We start from the raw sequence: 14257 nt of genomic DNA on the forward strand, positions 1-14257 counted from the left end.
GATATGGATACGGTTTCTCTATCTTCGATCGCACCTATACAATCCGAGCGGCCGGTACTGGTACAAACCTTCCAGTTGCGAAAGGTCTATCACACCGGATTTTGGCTCAATCAGAAAGTTGTGACGCTACAAAACTGTTCGCTGCAAGTGCATCAGGGCGAAACCTTCGGATTACTCGGACAGAACGGGGCAGGCAAAACAACGCTGCTGAAAATTTTGCTGGGCATCATTCGCCCCACCTCTGGGCACGGTCAACTGTTAGGCAAACCGTTGGGCGATCGTAGCGCCAAACAACGGGTGGGCTATTTGCCGGAAAACCCTTATTTCTATGACTATCTAACTGGGTGGGAATTTTTGCAGTACGCGGCTGATCTGTTCCAAATTCCTCGTAACCTTCAGCAAACCCGGATTTCAAACCTGTTGGATCTTGTCGGAATCGCTCGATCGGCAGCCCGCCACAAGCAATTGCGCCACTACTCTAAAGGCATGTTGCAGCGCATTGGCATGGCCCAAGCCCTGATCAACGATCCAGAGATTGTGTTTTTTGATGAACCCATGTCAGGTTTAGACCCACTGGGACGCTATCAAATTCGAGAAATTATTCTTTCGTTGAAATCGCAAGGAAAAACCATTTTCTTCAATAGCCATGTGCTTTCTGATGTTGAGAAAATTTGCGATCGTGTTGCCATTCTAGCCAGGGGTGAATTGCTTTGTGCTGGAGCACTCGACGACCTCCTTGGACAGCCCGATCGCTACCAAGTCAGAATTCGGGGGGGCAACCCAGAACTCCTGAAACAGTGGATTCCAGACCTAAACTTTATCGATAGCAGTTGGCAAGGCCATCTCAAGACAGGTTCTCCAGAGTTTGTTGCTAGTTTGGAGGACATGAATGCCCAACTGTTGACGATGACTCTAGCTCGAACTACCCTCGAAGATTTTTTTGTCCAACAACTGCGACAACGCGGCATCTACACGAGCCAATAGTGCCGAAAGTAAGCAATGAAGTAAGCAATGAATTGGTTCACCAAATCTTCGCGTTTTTTCTTTCGCACAACCCGCTCCCGTTTCTTCCTCCCTAAGATATATTTGTAACAATGACTACTATATTTCTTCTTATTTCTTCGCCTCATGACTGCGATCGCAACCCAATGGCAACACCACTTCGTTGAAACCAACCAGATTCGCCTCCACTGTGTGGTTCAAGGAGAAGGAGATTTGGTTGTTCTGCTACATGGCTTTCCAGAATTTTGGTACTCTTGGCGACATCAAATTCCGGCTTTGGCGAAACACTTCAAAGTCGTGGTTCCCGATCTACGCGGCTGTAATGACTCCGATAAACCAGCTAGCGGGTATGATTTAGATACGCTAACAACCGATATTCGTGGTTTGATCGAAAATCTGGGCTATGCCAAAGCGCATGTGGTCGGTCATGATTGGGGTGGAGCCATCGCCTGGAACTTGGCTCATCAATTTCCGCATCTGCTCGATCGCCTAGCCGTTCTTAATGCTCCACATCCCCATCGTTTTCTGCAAGAACTGGTTGGTAATCTCGATCAACTACGCCGAAGCTGGTATCTTTTAGCACTTCAGGTGCCGGGCATTCCAGAGTGGCTGATTCGGCAAAACCTTCGTAGCATCATTACCAATTTGTTTCAAGGACAAGCAGTTCGCAAAGGAGCCTTTACGACCGAGGATACAGCCATTTACCAAGCGGCTCTAGAAAAACCCGGTGTGCTATCAGCCGTCTTAACCCACTATCGACAATTGCTGGCTCCCCAAACTTGGTTGTCTAGTTGGGGGAAGTCACTGGCTCCAATTACGGCTCCTACGCTGGTCCTGTGGGGCGAGGAAGACTGTTTCTTTAGCCAAACCCTGGTTGAAGAAATGGAAAACTTGGTGATGGCTCCGCTCAGGCTCAAGCTTTTAAGACATTGTGGGCATTGGGTACAACAAGAAGTTCCACAAACCGTCAACCGTGAACTTCTAAGTTTCTTGCGGACCGCTTGAGGATATGAGTCGATCGTTGGGAACACTAATCTGAAGTTGGCAAAAATGGCACAGTTCCTGGTCGATTTGGTAAGTCAATAGGGTCAGTATGACATTCATGGATCACCGGGTTCCATCGGCTTCAGAGTTTATGGAAACTCAAGACGGTGAAGAACTACTACAGCGTTTACAGTTATATCAGGTTTTCTCAAAACTCTATGAGCATCATCGGGGCTTGCTGGATGAAGTACTGAGCTTGGAGTATTCACGCAGTCACGCTCTCATCAACACCCCGTTAATCTACCTTCAAGGTGTCACCCTTGGTTCAGAAGTTTACCTGGTGACAAACCTGGTAGCGGGAAGCACACAGAGCTTGATGCAAGCGCAACAAACTTGGGTAATCGGACGCGATCCGCAGCGCGTTGCCATCGCCATCCCTGATGATCGCCTTTCCCGGTGTCATGCTGCTATTAAGTATGTGCATGAGCAAGGGTTTTATCTCATTGATCTCAATAGCCGCAATGGCTCGTATGTCAATGGCGAATTAGTACGACAATTTCGTCTTCTTCAAGATGGCGATCGGGTCCGCTTGGGAAGCATTATGTTTATTTTCTTCCACTGTCGATCGCACCAATCCCTACCTGCCATAGCCGATGAGGTCGAGAGCCTACTACACTGCTGGAATCCTCTAACAACGGCAGTCACTCGTCTGATAGTTCGTGAGTTAGCAGCGGATGAACCAACGACCAAGCCGTTAGACGCCCCCTTAGATGCCACCTCTAGGTTTCTGCGAACCGATCCATCAATTGATTAATTGATTAATGCTAGGCAAAATTTGACAAGCAGCCTATCAATTTAATCATCGATTCGGATGATCGTGAATCCCTGACACCTGCTAGAATATCTCCGTTGTTTGTCAGTTACATCTTTGAGTCAGTCGATCGATTTACCCAGGGTTGATGAATTTCTGCAAGAGCTAGCCGCAATCCAACAAACCGGCTCGAAGCGAATTGCTCTGCTAGGCTCGCGCCATGTCCCGATTACGCACCAGTACTTGATTGAGTTGATGAGCTATGCCCTGGTGTTGGCAGGCAACCACCTGTTGACCTCTGGCGCAACCGGAACGAATTCGGCCGCCATTCGCGGTGCGATGCGGGCTGACCCAAATTTGCTGACGGTAATCTTGCCCCAAAGCTTGGAACGGCAACCGCGTGAATCGCGAGATCAGTTAGAGCAAGTGATGCATTTAGTAGAAAACCCTGCGAATGATACATTGTCTTTGGCAGAAGCCAGCGCTGTTTGCAACCAGGAAATTATTTCGCGCTGCCAGCAACTCATTTGCTTTGCCTTTCACGATAGCCACACGCTTTTGAAAACCTGTAGTGATGCTGAGGAACAGCGCAAGCTCGTCACTTTGTTCTATTTTGATTGAGCAAGGGTAGCGGCCCGAACGCAAGAGAACCAAACTGCTTGTTTAACTCCCTACCCCCTATCTCCTAAGACTCATGGAATTTCTACAGCAACTCTCGGTTCCATCAACCTTGATTTATGGTATTGCGATCGCGGGTATATTAGTCTATCTTCCGTTTCTACTGGTGGCGGCTGGACGCTTGCAAGCCGGGTATGATCGAGCGGCAATGGCTGCCCCCAGAGCCATGTTTGATAAGCTGCCGGGGTATGCTCAACGCGCCACTTGGGCCCATCAAAATTCATTTGAGTCGTTTGCTTTGTTTACCGCTGCGGCACTGATGGCTTACGTTACAGGAGTTGAAGCTCCAATAGCCGCCACCGCCGTGCTGGTCTACATAGTGGCTCGCTTGCTGTATTCGGTGTTTTATATTGCCAATGCTCCTATTCTGCGATCGCTGATGTTTGCAACCGGATCGCTCTGTATTGGCACACTAGTTGTATTAGCCTTACTGCGAACGAGTTCATGACTCAATCTCACGATTAGCCATGTTGCTAGAGTATGATCCGATGGCTGAGCCAGAGATCCTAGACTAGAAAGATTAGAGCGATGAGTGGTAGTCGCATGTTTGGTGACTGTCTCATGGCTAGACGCCCTTTAGTTTTAGTTTTAAATTCATTTGCCTATGGCTTCCACATATTCCTTTGACATCGTCAGCGATTTCGATCGGCAAGAACTGGTCAATACAATTGACCAAACTACTCGTGAAATTGGTGCTCGGTACGATTTGAAAGACACTAAAACCACGGTGGAATTAGGAGAAGAGGCGATCGTGGTCAACACCGACAGCGATTTTACCCTGCAAGCGATTCACACCATTCTGCAAACGAAAGCGGCAAAACGGAACCTATCTCTCAAAATTTTTGACTATGGCAAGGTGGAATCGGCCAGCGGCAACCGCGTTCGTCAAGAAATTAAATTACGCAAAGGCATCAGTTCTGAATTAGGCAAGCAAATCTCGAAGTTGATTCGGGATGAATTTAAGAAGGTGCAAGCTTCAATTCAAGGGGACGCGGTGCGAGTATCGGCAAAATCGAAAGATGAGTTGCAGCAGGTGATCCAACGCCTAAAACAAGAAGATTACCCAGTGGCTTTGCAGTTTACCAACTACCGGTAATCATACCGCTTTCCTGTCACTGCTCACGAAGTCGCGCTTGCAAAACGAACCAAACGCTTGGAGCGTCCCCATTCGTGGCATGATATTGAATGAGAATTGCTCAATCCTGCTCAGTCCGTGCACCGCTATTGGGGGATGCCGATTCATCCCATTCCATCGTCCCAGTTATGATTGGTGGCTTCTGGTCTGCCCCCAACGTTTTCAACAGGAGAATTCTCCTGGTCTATAGTCTTGCGCCTATAGGTTTGTGGTAGTTAGACATCGAGAGATTGAGCCTCGCTGTGTTGAACTGATGTATGAATGTCAGATAACTGAGTCACTGAGGACGTTTTTAAGGAGAACCATGTTTAAGAAATACATCTGGCTTGTTGCGATCGCCCTTTTCTTTGCTTTTCAAACCTTCGCAGGGGGAGCGATCGCTGCTGAACTAGATGAAGCCACTCGAACAGTGCCACTCAATGAGGATGGAGATACGATGGTGCTCAGCCTTCAACAGGTGGCCCAAGGAAAGCGCTTATTCAACTACGCCTGTGGTCAATGCCATGTGGGTGGAATTACCAAAACCGATCCAAATGTGGGGCTTGATCCAGAAACGCTAGCGAAGGCAACCCCACCTCGCAATAACATTGAGGCTCTCGTTGATTATCTGCACAATCCAACAACCTATGACGGCATGGAGTCGATCGCTGAACTGCACCCCAGCACTCAAAGCACCGACATTTTTCCCAAGATGCGCAACCTAACCGAAGAGGACTTGGTTGCCATTTCGGGTCATATTCTTACTCAACCCAAAGTCGTTGGTGCTAAGTGGGGCGGTGGTAAGATCTACTACTAATCCAATTGTTGCTCGATCGTGTTCCAGGAACATAGATTGAAGTTAGAGAAGCAGGGCACTGCATCACCCATAGCAGTGCTTTTTAAGCATCGAGGGTTTTGGTTTAACTCGCTCAGCAACTTGCTAGTTAAAGACTGTTTGAGGGCTGATTTGTGATGTTTTGCCTTCAAGGGTGGAACTCCATTTTTTGCTAGGCAGCGTGAAATCCACCCAAGGATGACAACTTTCCGGTAAAACATTCCGCTAGAATTTGTTAAGAATGGAATCCAACTTAAATCTCCTGAGGTATTTCATGAAATTGATGACGTTTGTTTTCCGGAGTTTAAGTCTTGCCCTATGCGTGATGGCATTCGTCGCCAGCAGTTTCTTCATTTCCGCTGCGCCCGCGGCGGCTGGAACTGCCACCGTTAAGATGGGTACAGACAGCGGACTGTTAGCATTTGAGCCGTCAACAGTCACGATTAAAGCAGGCGATACTGTCAAGTGGGTTAACAATAAGCTTCCTCCTCACAATATTGTGTTTGAAGGATCTGCGGCTAATAAGTCTCATCAGCAACTGATGTTTTCTCCTGGTGAATCTTATGAAGCGACCTTCGATACTCCTGGAACCTACTCTTACTACTGTGCTCCTCACCGGGGTGCAGGTATGGCAGGCAAAGTCGTTGTTGAATAGATGCTTAACTCGTCTGGTTTAAATTGATCGCACTAATTGGTCGATTGTAAACAATTTGTTTCTAAATGGAGGCACCGGCAACCGCCTCCATTTTTTATTGCGGTACAATACATTTGTACTATACGGTGCGGGTCATGAGCGAGTCAGATCGATCGGACGATGTGCTGCGGCAATTGCAAGCATTACAGGAATGGCAACAACGTGAAGCAAAGGGTTTAACTGGTTTGGAGGATTTCTCACCCGTTGATGGAGCATTACCGATCGATCCATCCCTGGAACTAGCCGTGATGGCGCTGGTTCGATCGCGCTATCGGGGTGTGGCTCAATGGCGAATTCATCAAACCTACAGCTTTACCTGTGAGGGGGTATTTCTCAAAACCTATGTGGAATCTTGGGAACCAGGATTACCGATTCGGTTTACCCCCGAAGAGGCGATCGTGATTGCGCGACATTTGAGTGATTCTCCAGATGCACCGCATTAATCAGTGATTTTCTACAGCAAGAATCCAACCATGAGGAGAGTCGCTCAAGTTGGCTGCTTATCCGTCATGAAGTTTAACGGTGTTGAATTGTCCTCCGATTGTCATTTGTTGCCATTGCAGTGTGCTTTCTGTCATTGGTTGGAAGTCAGAATGCATCAAGCAGGCTAATCTTCCTTTAGGATTTACGTTATACAAGTTTTTGCGCAAATTACTGAGGTATTGCCTGTGGTTCCCCTAAATGATGAAAATCCAGTGCGTCGCCGCTCCTATGTCACGTACGGATTGATTATCTTAAATGTTCTTGCCTTTCTTTATGAAGCAAGCCTGATGGGTGGTCCGGCACTCGAACAGTTCTTCCGCACTTGGGCGATCGTGCCAGTCGAGCTAACCTCTAGTTTGGTTGGAGACCCTAACTACTCGCTTGCTGGTGAAGGACTGAGCCTGATCACCTCCCAATTTCTTCATGCGGGCTTGCTGCATCTAGGCGGCAACATGTTGTATCTGTGGATTTTTGGCAACAATGTGGAAGACCAAATGGGGCATGTCCGGTTTTTAATCTTTTATCTACTTTGTGGGGTTCTGGCTGGGCTAGCTCAGTGGTATTTCGCTCGCTATTCTGATATTCCATCATTAGGGGCGAGTGGGGCGATCGCAGGCGTGATGGGAGCCTACATTCTGCGATTCCCACAGGTGCGAATCTTAACGTTGCTACCTATTTTCTTGTTTATTACTGTCGTTCGGATTCCCGCTATTTTCTTCTTGGGGCTATGGTTTGTACAGCAAGCATTCTACGGAATTGCTAGCTTAGGTGCACCTGCCAATGTGGGTATGGAAAGTGGTGGTGTTGCCTATTGGGCCCATGCAGGTGGCTTCCTATTTGGAGCCGTTCTTGGCCCCATTTTTGGATTATTTCCCGGTGGAACCGCTAGCCCTGAAAGTTCCGAAACGAAAGACTACATTTGAGCAGCTAACTTGATGACACCAGTGGGGACATTGTGCGTCCTCATTGGTGTCATACGTTTAAGACATGATCTAAGACATTATCAGTCGGAAAAACTCAGTCAGGAAAACTCAGTTAGGAAAACAGAGATCAGGGGCACAGAGATCGGGAAACGATAGTGTTGTGACAGCCAGCGTTTCTAAATTCACTCGACGAATGGCGTGGTTATTGGTGTCGGCAATATAGAGAAACTCTCCGGCAAGACTCAATCCCGATGGTTCGGCAAATCGTGTTGTCTGTCCTCGTCCATCTAACCATCCTGACAGTCCATCACCCAATATAGTTTGACAATCGCCAGAGTCAGTATTGACCCGCTTAATTTTGTGGTTGTAGGTATCCGCAATCCAGAGTTGATGATTTCCAGCATAGGCAACTCCCAAACAGTGCTGTAACCGCACGGCTTCGCCTTGACCATCGACATCGCCAAACCCAAATAAATCGCCACTGCCACAGATCGATCGCACTTGGGCGTTTTCTCCTAGTCCAACCGCCCGAATTGTACTACCCTCGCTATCGGCTACAAACAGTTCTTCCCCATCTGTGGCAAGGCCACTGGGTTGGGCGAAAGTCGCTTCATCGAGAGAACCATCTACACAGGCTTCTGCACCAGTACCAGCATAGGTTCCAATCAAGCCATCGTTCAGATCCAGTGCCCAAATTTGGTGCGATCCTGCCATGGCAATAAACAAAAAGTGATCGATTTTAACCAAATCCCACGGTGAGTTAAGCGCTAGTTCCAGAGCTTGCCCATTGTGTGGGCGCATCACGCGGCTTTGCTTGCCCGTTCCGGCGATTGTCTCTATGGTTTGTTGCTTTAGGTTGATTTGTCGAATGGCATGATTTTCCGTATCCGCTACATAGAGGATTTGCTGAGAGCGATCGAACGCTATGCCCTGGGGTGCAAAAAACTGAGCCTCATCAAACCGACCGTCTCGGAGACCCGCTTCTCCAGTGCCAATCCCATGTTTCAAGTCACCACTCAAGCTGGTGACTACAAGACGATGATGACCAGAATCGGCAATAAACAGCAGATTTGATTCGGCATCCGCTAACACTTTGCCTGGAAACGCCAGTCGCGAGGTCAGTGGGTGCTGTTGCTTTTCCAACTTCAAGGACAATGCTTGAAAATTCACCGTACCCTTTTGGCGATGCTCCTGTACCAGTTTGCCAATCAACTCATCGAGTCGATCGCGCTTGCCTTCCCCCGACGCCGCCCCAATCACATACCCTTCTGGATCAATTACGATCAGCGTTGGCCAAGCTCGCACTGCGTACTGTTGCCACACCTGAAAACCACTGTCCACTAGTACCGGATGCTCAATGTCGTAGCGCAAAATTGCTTGCCGAATGTTTTCCGTTTCTTTTTCGTTGTCAAACTTGGCGGAATGAACTCCAATTACCGTCAAGCAATCGCGGTATTTTTGCTCCAGGTATTTCAAATCGGGCAAAATGTGCAGGCAATTGATGCAGCAATAGGTCCAAAAATCTAAAATTACTACCCGCCCCTTCAGGTCTGTGAGCGAAAGTGGGCGATCGGTATTCAACCAAGCATAATGTTGGGGCAATTCGGGCGCTCTAATGCGAGCCATAGGAAAGAGTTAGAGAAGAGAACTTCTCCTACCCTAACGAATTCCGGTTTATGTATGTTCGTAAAGAAGCAGTTCTGTCGAGCCAAATTGAAGGAACTCTAATCTGACTCGTTTTAATCTTTATTTTGTAACAGTAGCTTCAACTGCTGCGCCAACGCCGCTTTACCAAACAAATCGATCGCCTGTTGCCTCAACCATTCACCATTGCAGCGACGATCGTGGATTTCACCCCGCAATAAAGCCTGTTTTGCCTGAAGGATTTCAATACAGGCGGCAGCGACGGCAGATGGATCACGGTGGGGCACTTGCCAGCCCAACGTTCCATCCTGAAGCGGATCAGCAGAACCATCAGCATCTCCAGCCAAGACAGGAATGCCGCAAGCCATCGCTTCTAGATAAACAATGCCAAATCCTTCTTGCGATGGCATGACATAGGCATCGGCTAGGCGATAGTGTTCTGTTAAATCTTCGGTGGGCACAAATCCAGCAAACACTACGCGATCGGCCATGCCCAATTCTTCAGCCAGTTTTGCCAGTCGTGGCTGATCATCACCCCGTCCAATCACGAGATATTTCACCGTGGGAATGGCTTGGGCGATCGTGGGCAACGCCCGAATCGTCACATCCACACCTTTGTAGATATCACCCGACCACAACCGGGCCACGGTGACTAATACCAATGAGTTGGCTAGTCCGTATTGTTCGACTAATTCTGAAGATTTGGGAGCGGGAGTGAATCGATCGCCATCCACAGCACACGCCAACAGCTTGATTCTCTCAGGATTGAGTTGATTAGATGCGCAAGCTCGATCGCGGCTATAGCGGCTAATTGTCCAGATGCGATCGGCCTGTTGCAGGGCAAGCTGCTGAAATTTTGGCAGCGGCTCCCACACCTCTTTGCCGTAGGTGAGCACGGTGTAGGGAATGCCCAAGGGTCGGCAGATTGCCCATACTAACGGAGCTAGATTGATGTGCCCACAAAATACTCGTTGCGGTCGGTGTCGCAGCACATACCCCAGCACTGCCAACATCAACTGCATCCGTCCCACTGCTGAGAATTTGGTATGAAAGTAGCGAAAGTTCAGCAAAGGGGACTGAAACGAGTGATTACAAGGTCGATCGCGCAACAAAAACACAGCAGCAGCAGGCACATTGTCCAAGCTAAGATAGCTACGAAAAATATCCTGAACATAGGACTGAATGCCGCCCTCACCGGAAAAGATTTCTAGGAACACGAACAGATAAGAGGCTCGAGCGGTACTAGTTGAGGTAATAGCTTGAGCGATTGGTTGGGGGATGGATGGTTGAGAAGGAAGTTGCATAGCTCAATCAAGTCTGGGAGTTTCGCCTAGTATCGACACAACGATTACAAAACTCTCAGCTAGATCGTTTTCACCCGGTTGGAGTATCCGTCAGCAGGATGGGCAGAACTTTATCGCCTCGTAAATTAAAGATATAGAAAAGATATAGAAATCGTTCATCTCCAGATCATTCTCTTCGGAAGCTGGAAGACGGAAGTAGGGATTATCCCCAAGGAACGCGCCTCATCCATTCAACTTGCTAGGAGGCAACTGTGATGAAATTGTTTTATCGTGGTGTTCGCTATGACGCTCAGTATACGGAAGTGACAACCAAAGAAAGTGCGATCGTCATCAAGTATCGGGGTTTAATGTACAAACTCCGCGTCACTGCATAGATTCATTTTGCTCAAAAAATTTAACACTTGAGACATGGCAGGTTTTAAGTTGAGAGACAAACACATTGCCCCGGCTTGACCGGGGTTTTTTCTATTTGGTAATGCTCTCGAACCCTTCTACATTTGCATGTTTAATTCAAGATTTTCATATCTGTCTAAAGATAGTAGACATAAAACCAACTATAACTAACGTATACTTCTATTGCTTCAATGGAACTGGCTATTTGCTATCTTGACACATTAATGGAGTTATCTTCAGTGTTATATCAAAGCATTGATTAAAGCATTACTGACTACCAATCTCGTTGCGATCGTCCACTTGCTAAACAAACAGATTTCACTCTAGAGTATGAATGATGGCTCCAGACAGGAAGTTAAACTTAGCGTAAGAAATTGATGAGAAAGTCTTCATCAGTGTTGAATACATCTCAAATAACCTCTATTTTGAAGAAGTAAAGATGAATTGGTCAGTGAATGCTGCTTCATCTTAAGCAATGTGTACGTGTTGGAGATCGTTGAAATGGATACGAATTCAATTGCTGATATTCGCCCTACAGGTTTAGCTCTTTTCTCAGATAGTGAAAGCTTTTTAACAGATTTAACAGAAGAGGACGAATCACTCATTTCTGGAGGTAGAAGGCGGTCTAATACTAACACTCGTCGCCGTCGCCGCCCAGCAAGACGTCCTCGACGCCGGGTTGTGCGTCGTAATCGCAGACGCAACCGTAGCAGAACCTAGGTAACAGTGCGATCACCTTTGTATTCCAATATCTAAATTGGAACTAAAAGTTGCAACTGTTTAGTTAGGCAGATTAGTTAGGCAGAGAGCCGGATTCGCTATGTTTCTGGCTCCTGTTTCTTTGGTAAATCCTTTAGGACAGACATCTGTATGGCTAGAATGACGAGCGCAACTTCCGCTAAAATCACCCCGTTCCTATTAGGAACTCATAATGTTATTGATTATCTATCTCGCTATCATTCCTTTTCTTTTCAATCTAATCAGTTACAAAAGATTGAATTAAAAGCCTGCAAAAACTTTAATTTAGTGGTAGAAGTTTCGCCCGATCGTCATATTTTGGTCAAGCAAGAACCGCACGATGAACGAGGACAAACTAAAGGAGATTTAAGCTACGAATGGTTACTATATGAGTCACTTCAAGAATCTCCTACCGCTGGTCAGATTCTTAACTTAATGTCAGAGTTTGTAGCATTTGACCAAGCACGATCGATCGCCATTTTTAACTACTTAACAGAGTATTCTGATCTCGACCAGTTTTACACCAATCACCAGCAGTTTCCAACGAGTATCGCTGCTGCTTTGGGCTACGGGCTTGCTTCTATTCATTACTCAACATTTGGTGATGCAACGCTGCAACAAACGCTAGCTGAACAGGCTGATTTCGATGCGAGTTTACCAGATTTTGGTCAGGAGCTTCGGTATCTTAGCCCGGATATTTTTGGCAAAACGACGAGTGATGGGCTGAAATTCTATGAACTGTATCAACGCTATGATAGCCTGGCACAAGCGATCGATCGGTTGTCTGCCTCCTATCACGCTTGTTGTCTGACGCATCAAGATTTAAAGTTCAACAATATTTTATTGCATACTGAATGGCAGAATTGGGCAGCTTCTGTTCAACCAAAGGCACTACACTCCATTGCGCGATCGACTCAATCAGCTTCATTAAGGATGCCTTTACCCATTCTGTATCACGATCAAACAATCATTCGCTTCATTGATTGGGAGAAATGGGCGTGGGGCGATCCAGCCTTCGACGTGGGAACGATCATTGCTAGTTATCTAAAAATCTGGTTGAAAAGTCTAACCCTTAGCCCCGATATTTCAATCGAAACGGCATTGCGGTTGGCAGTAGTTCCATTGGATGTACTGCAACCTTCTATGAGGCTGTTTGTACGCAGCTATCTGGCTCATTTTCCCCAGATTTTACAAGAGTTTCCCGAGTTCTTGTCGCGTGTGATGCAGTTTGCCGGGCTGGCACTGATTGAATCTCTGCAGGCCCATATTCAATACTACGAACCCTTCGGAAATGTGGGAATTGGGATGATGGAGGTGGCCAAAGCTTTATTGTGTTCACCGGAAGCAACAATTACCACAATCTTTGGGTTAAGCGCCGCAGAATTGACAAGATGCGAGGACGTTTCGCCTGAAACCAGTGCCGATGAAGCGATTTGGAGCCTTCCACCTCTTACCATTCAGTCTCCTCAACCAGTGGATGACCAGAAACCTTCAATGCCAGCAAAAAGCTGTGAGCCGGGTCTACAGAACAACAAAATGGAATCCGTGGACGACGTGTTACAAGATATTGCTCACCATTTACACCTCTCATTCGATGGAGAATTTGATCACGATCGCTTCAACCCAATGGAATTGTCTCTGGAACTTCGCGCTCGGTTCAATAAATTTCCACCGGATTTGAAACAAACCTTATTAACGACACACCTACGCAACTATTTGTACGATCTTTACTACAGTGGTGAACATTTAGCCTGTTGCGAATCAAACAATGATTTATCGGGTGATGCTCATAAAAACGATACCATTCGCGGAATCAATCTTGATTTCTTTCAAGCGATTGATCAGGCTAACACAGGCAGAGGGTATTTTGATCCGGACTGGCGTATTCAATCCCGCACGCAAGATAAAAAATTGATTGTTCAGAAGAACGGTTTAGTTCTGCATGTTCGTCGTCAACAGCTTGCGCCGGAGCAATTTTCCAAGACAATCGGTGATTTAGTAGCAATTTATCTGCCCCACAATTTGCTAGAGAGTGATTTCTATGTTGCGGTGAGTCAGTGTGGCCCGATTAAAGATAGTCAACCCACCCTAGAAATTTGTTTTAATGTGACTTCGACTGGCGCGATCGAGTTGATGAGACGGCTAACCCACGGTTTAAACCGCCTCACTATTCCATTTACATTTAAGGTGCTTTTACATTTAGATCAATATCATCGATACGATACAGGAGTTTTACATATAGAGCGTCAACATTATTCTCTGATTTTTCCCTTATTACAGCACATCTATTTAGCTACTCAATCTCAGTTTCGTTCCAAAACTCCATTTCTGACAAAGCAATTAGCTCCAGGAATCGGCTTGGCTGAGGAACCCCTAAACGGACTGGAGTTCGGATTACATCGCTGCCAGATTTTGGCAGAAGCGTTGTTAACTGCAAAGACACAGGGCAAAAACACACCTAGCGATCGGTTAGCTGAAATTGAGCGATTGTTTAGCCAGCATGGCATTTCGTTGCAGTTTCCTTACCTTAATGAGGCAACAGGCACAAATTCTGACCCTTACATACCATTAGATAGATGCTAAAGATTCAATTTTTTGAGACATCCTATCTAAGTAACGTTATTTCTAGCAACTTACCTTCTATCGATTGTTCG

Annotated in this window: 15 protein-coding genes and 1 riboswitch; of the genes, 13 read left to right on the top strand and 2 right to left on the bottom strand. The window is 46.8% G+C overall.

Annotated features, from left to right (window positions below):
- Nucleotides 1-3 precede the first annotated feature (3 nt).
- From OXH18_RS16400 to OXH18_RS16445, 10 genes are all read left to right on the top strand, one after another.
- Nucleotides 4-984 (top strand): ABC transporter ATP-binding protein, encoded by a 981-nt coding sequence (locus OXH18_RS16400; RefSeq protein WP_268608180.1) that lies wholly within the window; start codon nt 4-6, stop codon nt 982-984.
- Between the two features lie 144 nt (nt 985-1128).
- Nucleotides 1129-2007 (top strand): alpha/beta fold hydrolase, encoded by an 879-nt coding sequence (locus OXH18_RS16405; RefSeq protein ID WP_268608181.1) that lies wholly within the window; start codon nt 1129-1131, stop codon nt 2005-2007.
- Nucleotides 2008-2104: 97 nt separating this feature from the next.
- Entirely contained in the window at nt 2105-2800 is a 696-nt protein-coding gene (locus OXH18_RS16410; protein WP_268608182.1) for an FHA domain-containing protein, read from the top strand.
- A 114-nt stretch (nt 2801-2914) separates the two neighbouring features.
- A complete protein-coding gene (locus OXH18_RS16415; protein WP_268613198.1) occupies nt 2915-3418 on the top strand; it encodes a DNA recombination-mediator protein A in 504 nt (167 codons plus the stop codon).
- Between the two features lie 73 nt (nt 3419-3491).
- Nucleotides 3492-3923: an MAPEG family protein gene (locus OXH18_RS16420; RefSeq protein WP_268608183.1), complete on the top strand. Its 432-nt coding sequence runs from the start codon at nt 3492-3494 to the stop codon at nt 3921-3923.
- A gap of 156 nt (nt 3924-4079) precedes the next feature.
- Nucleotides 4080-4571: a YajQ family cyclic di-GMP-binding protein gene (locus OXH18_RS16425; protein WP_268608184.1), complete on the top strand. Its 492-nt coding sequence runs from the start codon at nt 4080-4082 to the stop codon at nt 4569-4571.
- A 343-nt stretch (nt 4572-4914) separates the two neighbouring features.
- Nucleotides 4915-5406 (top strand): photosystem II cytochrome c-550, encoded by a 492-nt coding sequence (gene psbV / locus OXH18_RS16430; protein WP_268608185.1) that lies wholly within the window; start codon nt 4915-4917, stop codon nt 5404-5406.
- A gap of 292 nt (nt 5407-5698) precedes the next feature.
- Entirely contained in the window at nt 5699-6079 is a 381-nt protein-coding gene (gene petE / locus OXH18_RS16435) for a plastocyanin (protein ID WP_268608186.1), read from the top strand.
- Nucleotides 6080-6213: 134 nt separating this feature from the next.
- Nucleotides 6214-6561: a hypothetical protein gene (locus tag OXH18_RS16440; RefSeq protein ID WP_268608187.1), complete on the top strand. Its 348-nt coding sequence runs from the start codon at nt 6214-6216 to the stop codon at nt 6559-6561.
- Between the two features lie 225 nt (nt 6562-6786).
- Nucleotides 6787-7524, top strand: coding sequence for a rhomboid family intramembrane serine protease (locus OXH18_RS16445; RefSeq protein WP_268608188.1), 738 nt, complete (start codon nt 6787-6789; stop codon nt 7522-7524).
- Nucleotides 7525-7632: 108 nt separating this feature from the next.
- Here the strand turns inward: OXH18_RS16445 and OXH18_RS16450 are convergent, their stop codons facing one another.
- On the bottom strand, nt 7633-9150 hold the full coding sequence (locus OXH18_RS16450; protein ID WP_268608189.1) for a thioredoxin-like domain-containing protein: 1518 nt from the start codon (nt 9148-9150) through the stop codon (nt 7633-7635).
- Between the two features lie 50 nt (nt 9151-9200).
- Between OXH18_RS16450 and OXH18_RS25550 the strand changes: the two genes are divergently transcribed.
- Nucleotides 9201-9257 (top strand): hypothetical protein, encoded by a 57-nt coding sequence (locus OXH18_RS25550; protein ID WP_390904396.1) that lies wholly within the window; start codon nt 9201-9203, stop codon nt 9255-9257.
- A 6-nt stretch (nt 9258-9263) separates the two neighbouring features.
- Here OXH18_RS25550 and OXH18_RS16455 read toward each other — a convergent pair whose 3' ends face one another.
- A complete protein-coding gene (locus OXH18_RS16455; protein WP_268608191.1) occupies nt 9264-10472 on the bottom strand; it encodes a glycosyltransferase in 1209 nt (402 codons plus the stop codon).
- 150 nt (nt 10473-10622) lie between these two features.
- Nucleotides 10623-10694, top strand: a riboswitch (Glutamine riboswitch).
- A gap of 32 nt (nt 10695-10726) precedes the next feature.
- On the opposite strand from OXH18_RS16455, the gene OXH18_RS16460 reads away from it, so the two are divergent.
- Both OXH18_RS16460 and OXH18_RS16465 read left to right on the top strand, forming a co-directional pair.
- Complete coding sequence (locus tag OXH18_RS16460) at nt 10727-10846, top strand: DUF4278 domain-containing protein (protein ID WP_268608192.1); 120 nt, start codon at nt 10727-10729, stop codon at nt 10844-10846.
- 898 nt (nt 10847-11744) lie between these two features.
- Nucleotides 11745-14186, top strand: coding sequence for a T3SS effector HopA1 family protein (locus OXH18_RS16465; protein ID WP_268608193.1), 2442 nt, complete (start codon nt 11745-11747; stop codon nt 14184-14186).
- The last annotated feature ends 71 nt before the right edge of the window (nt 14187-14257 follow it).

The organism is Thermocoleostomius sinensis A174, from assembly GCF_026802175.1.
GTDB classification, from domain to species: Bacteria; Cyanobacteriota; Cyanobacteriia; order Elainellales; family Elainellaceae; genus Thermocoleostomius; species Thermocoleostomius sinensis.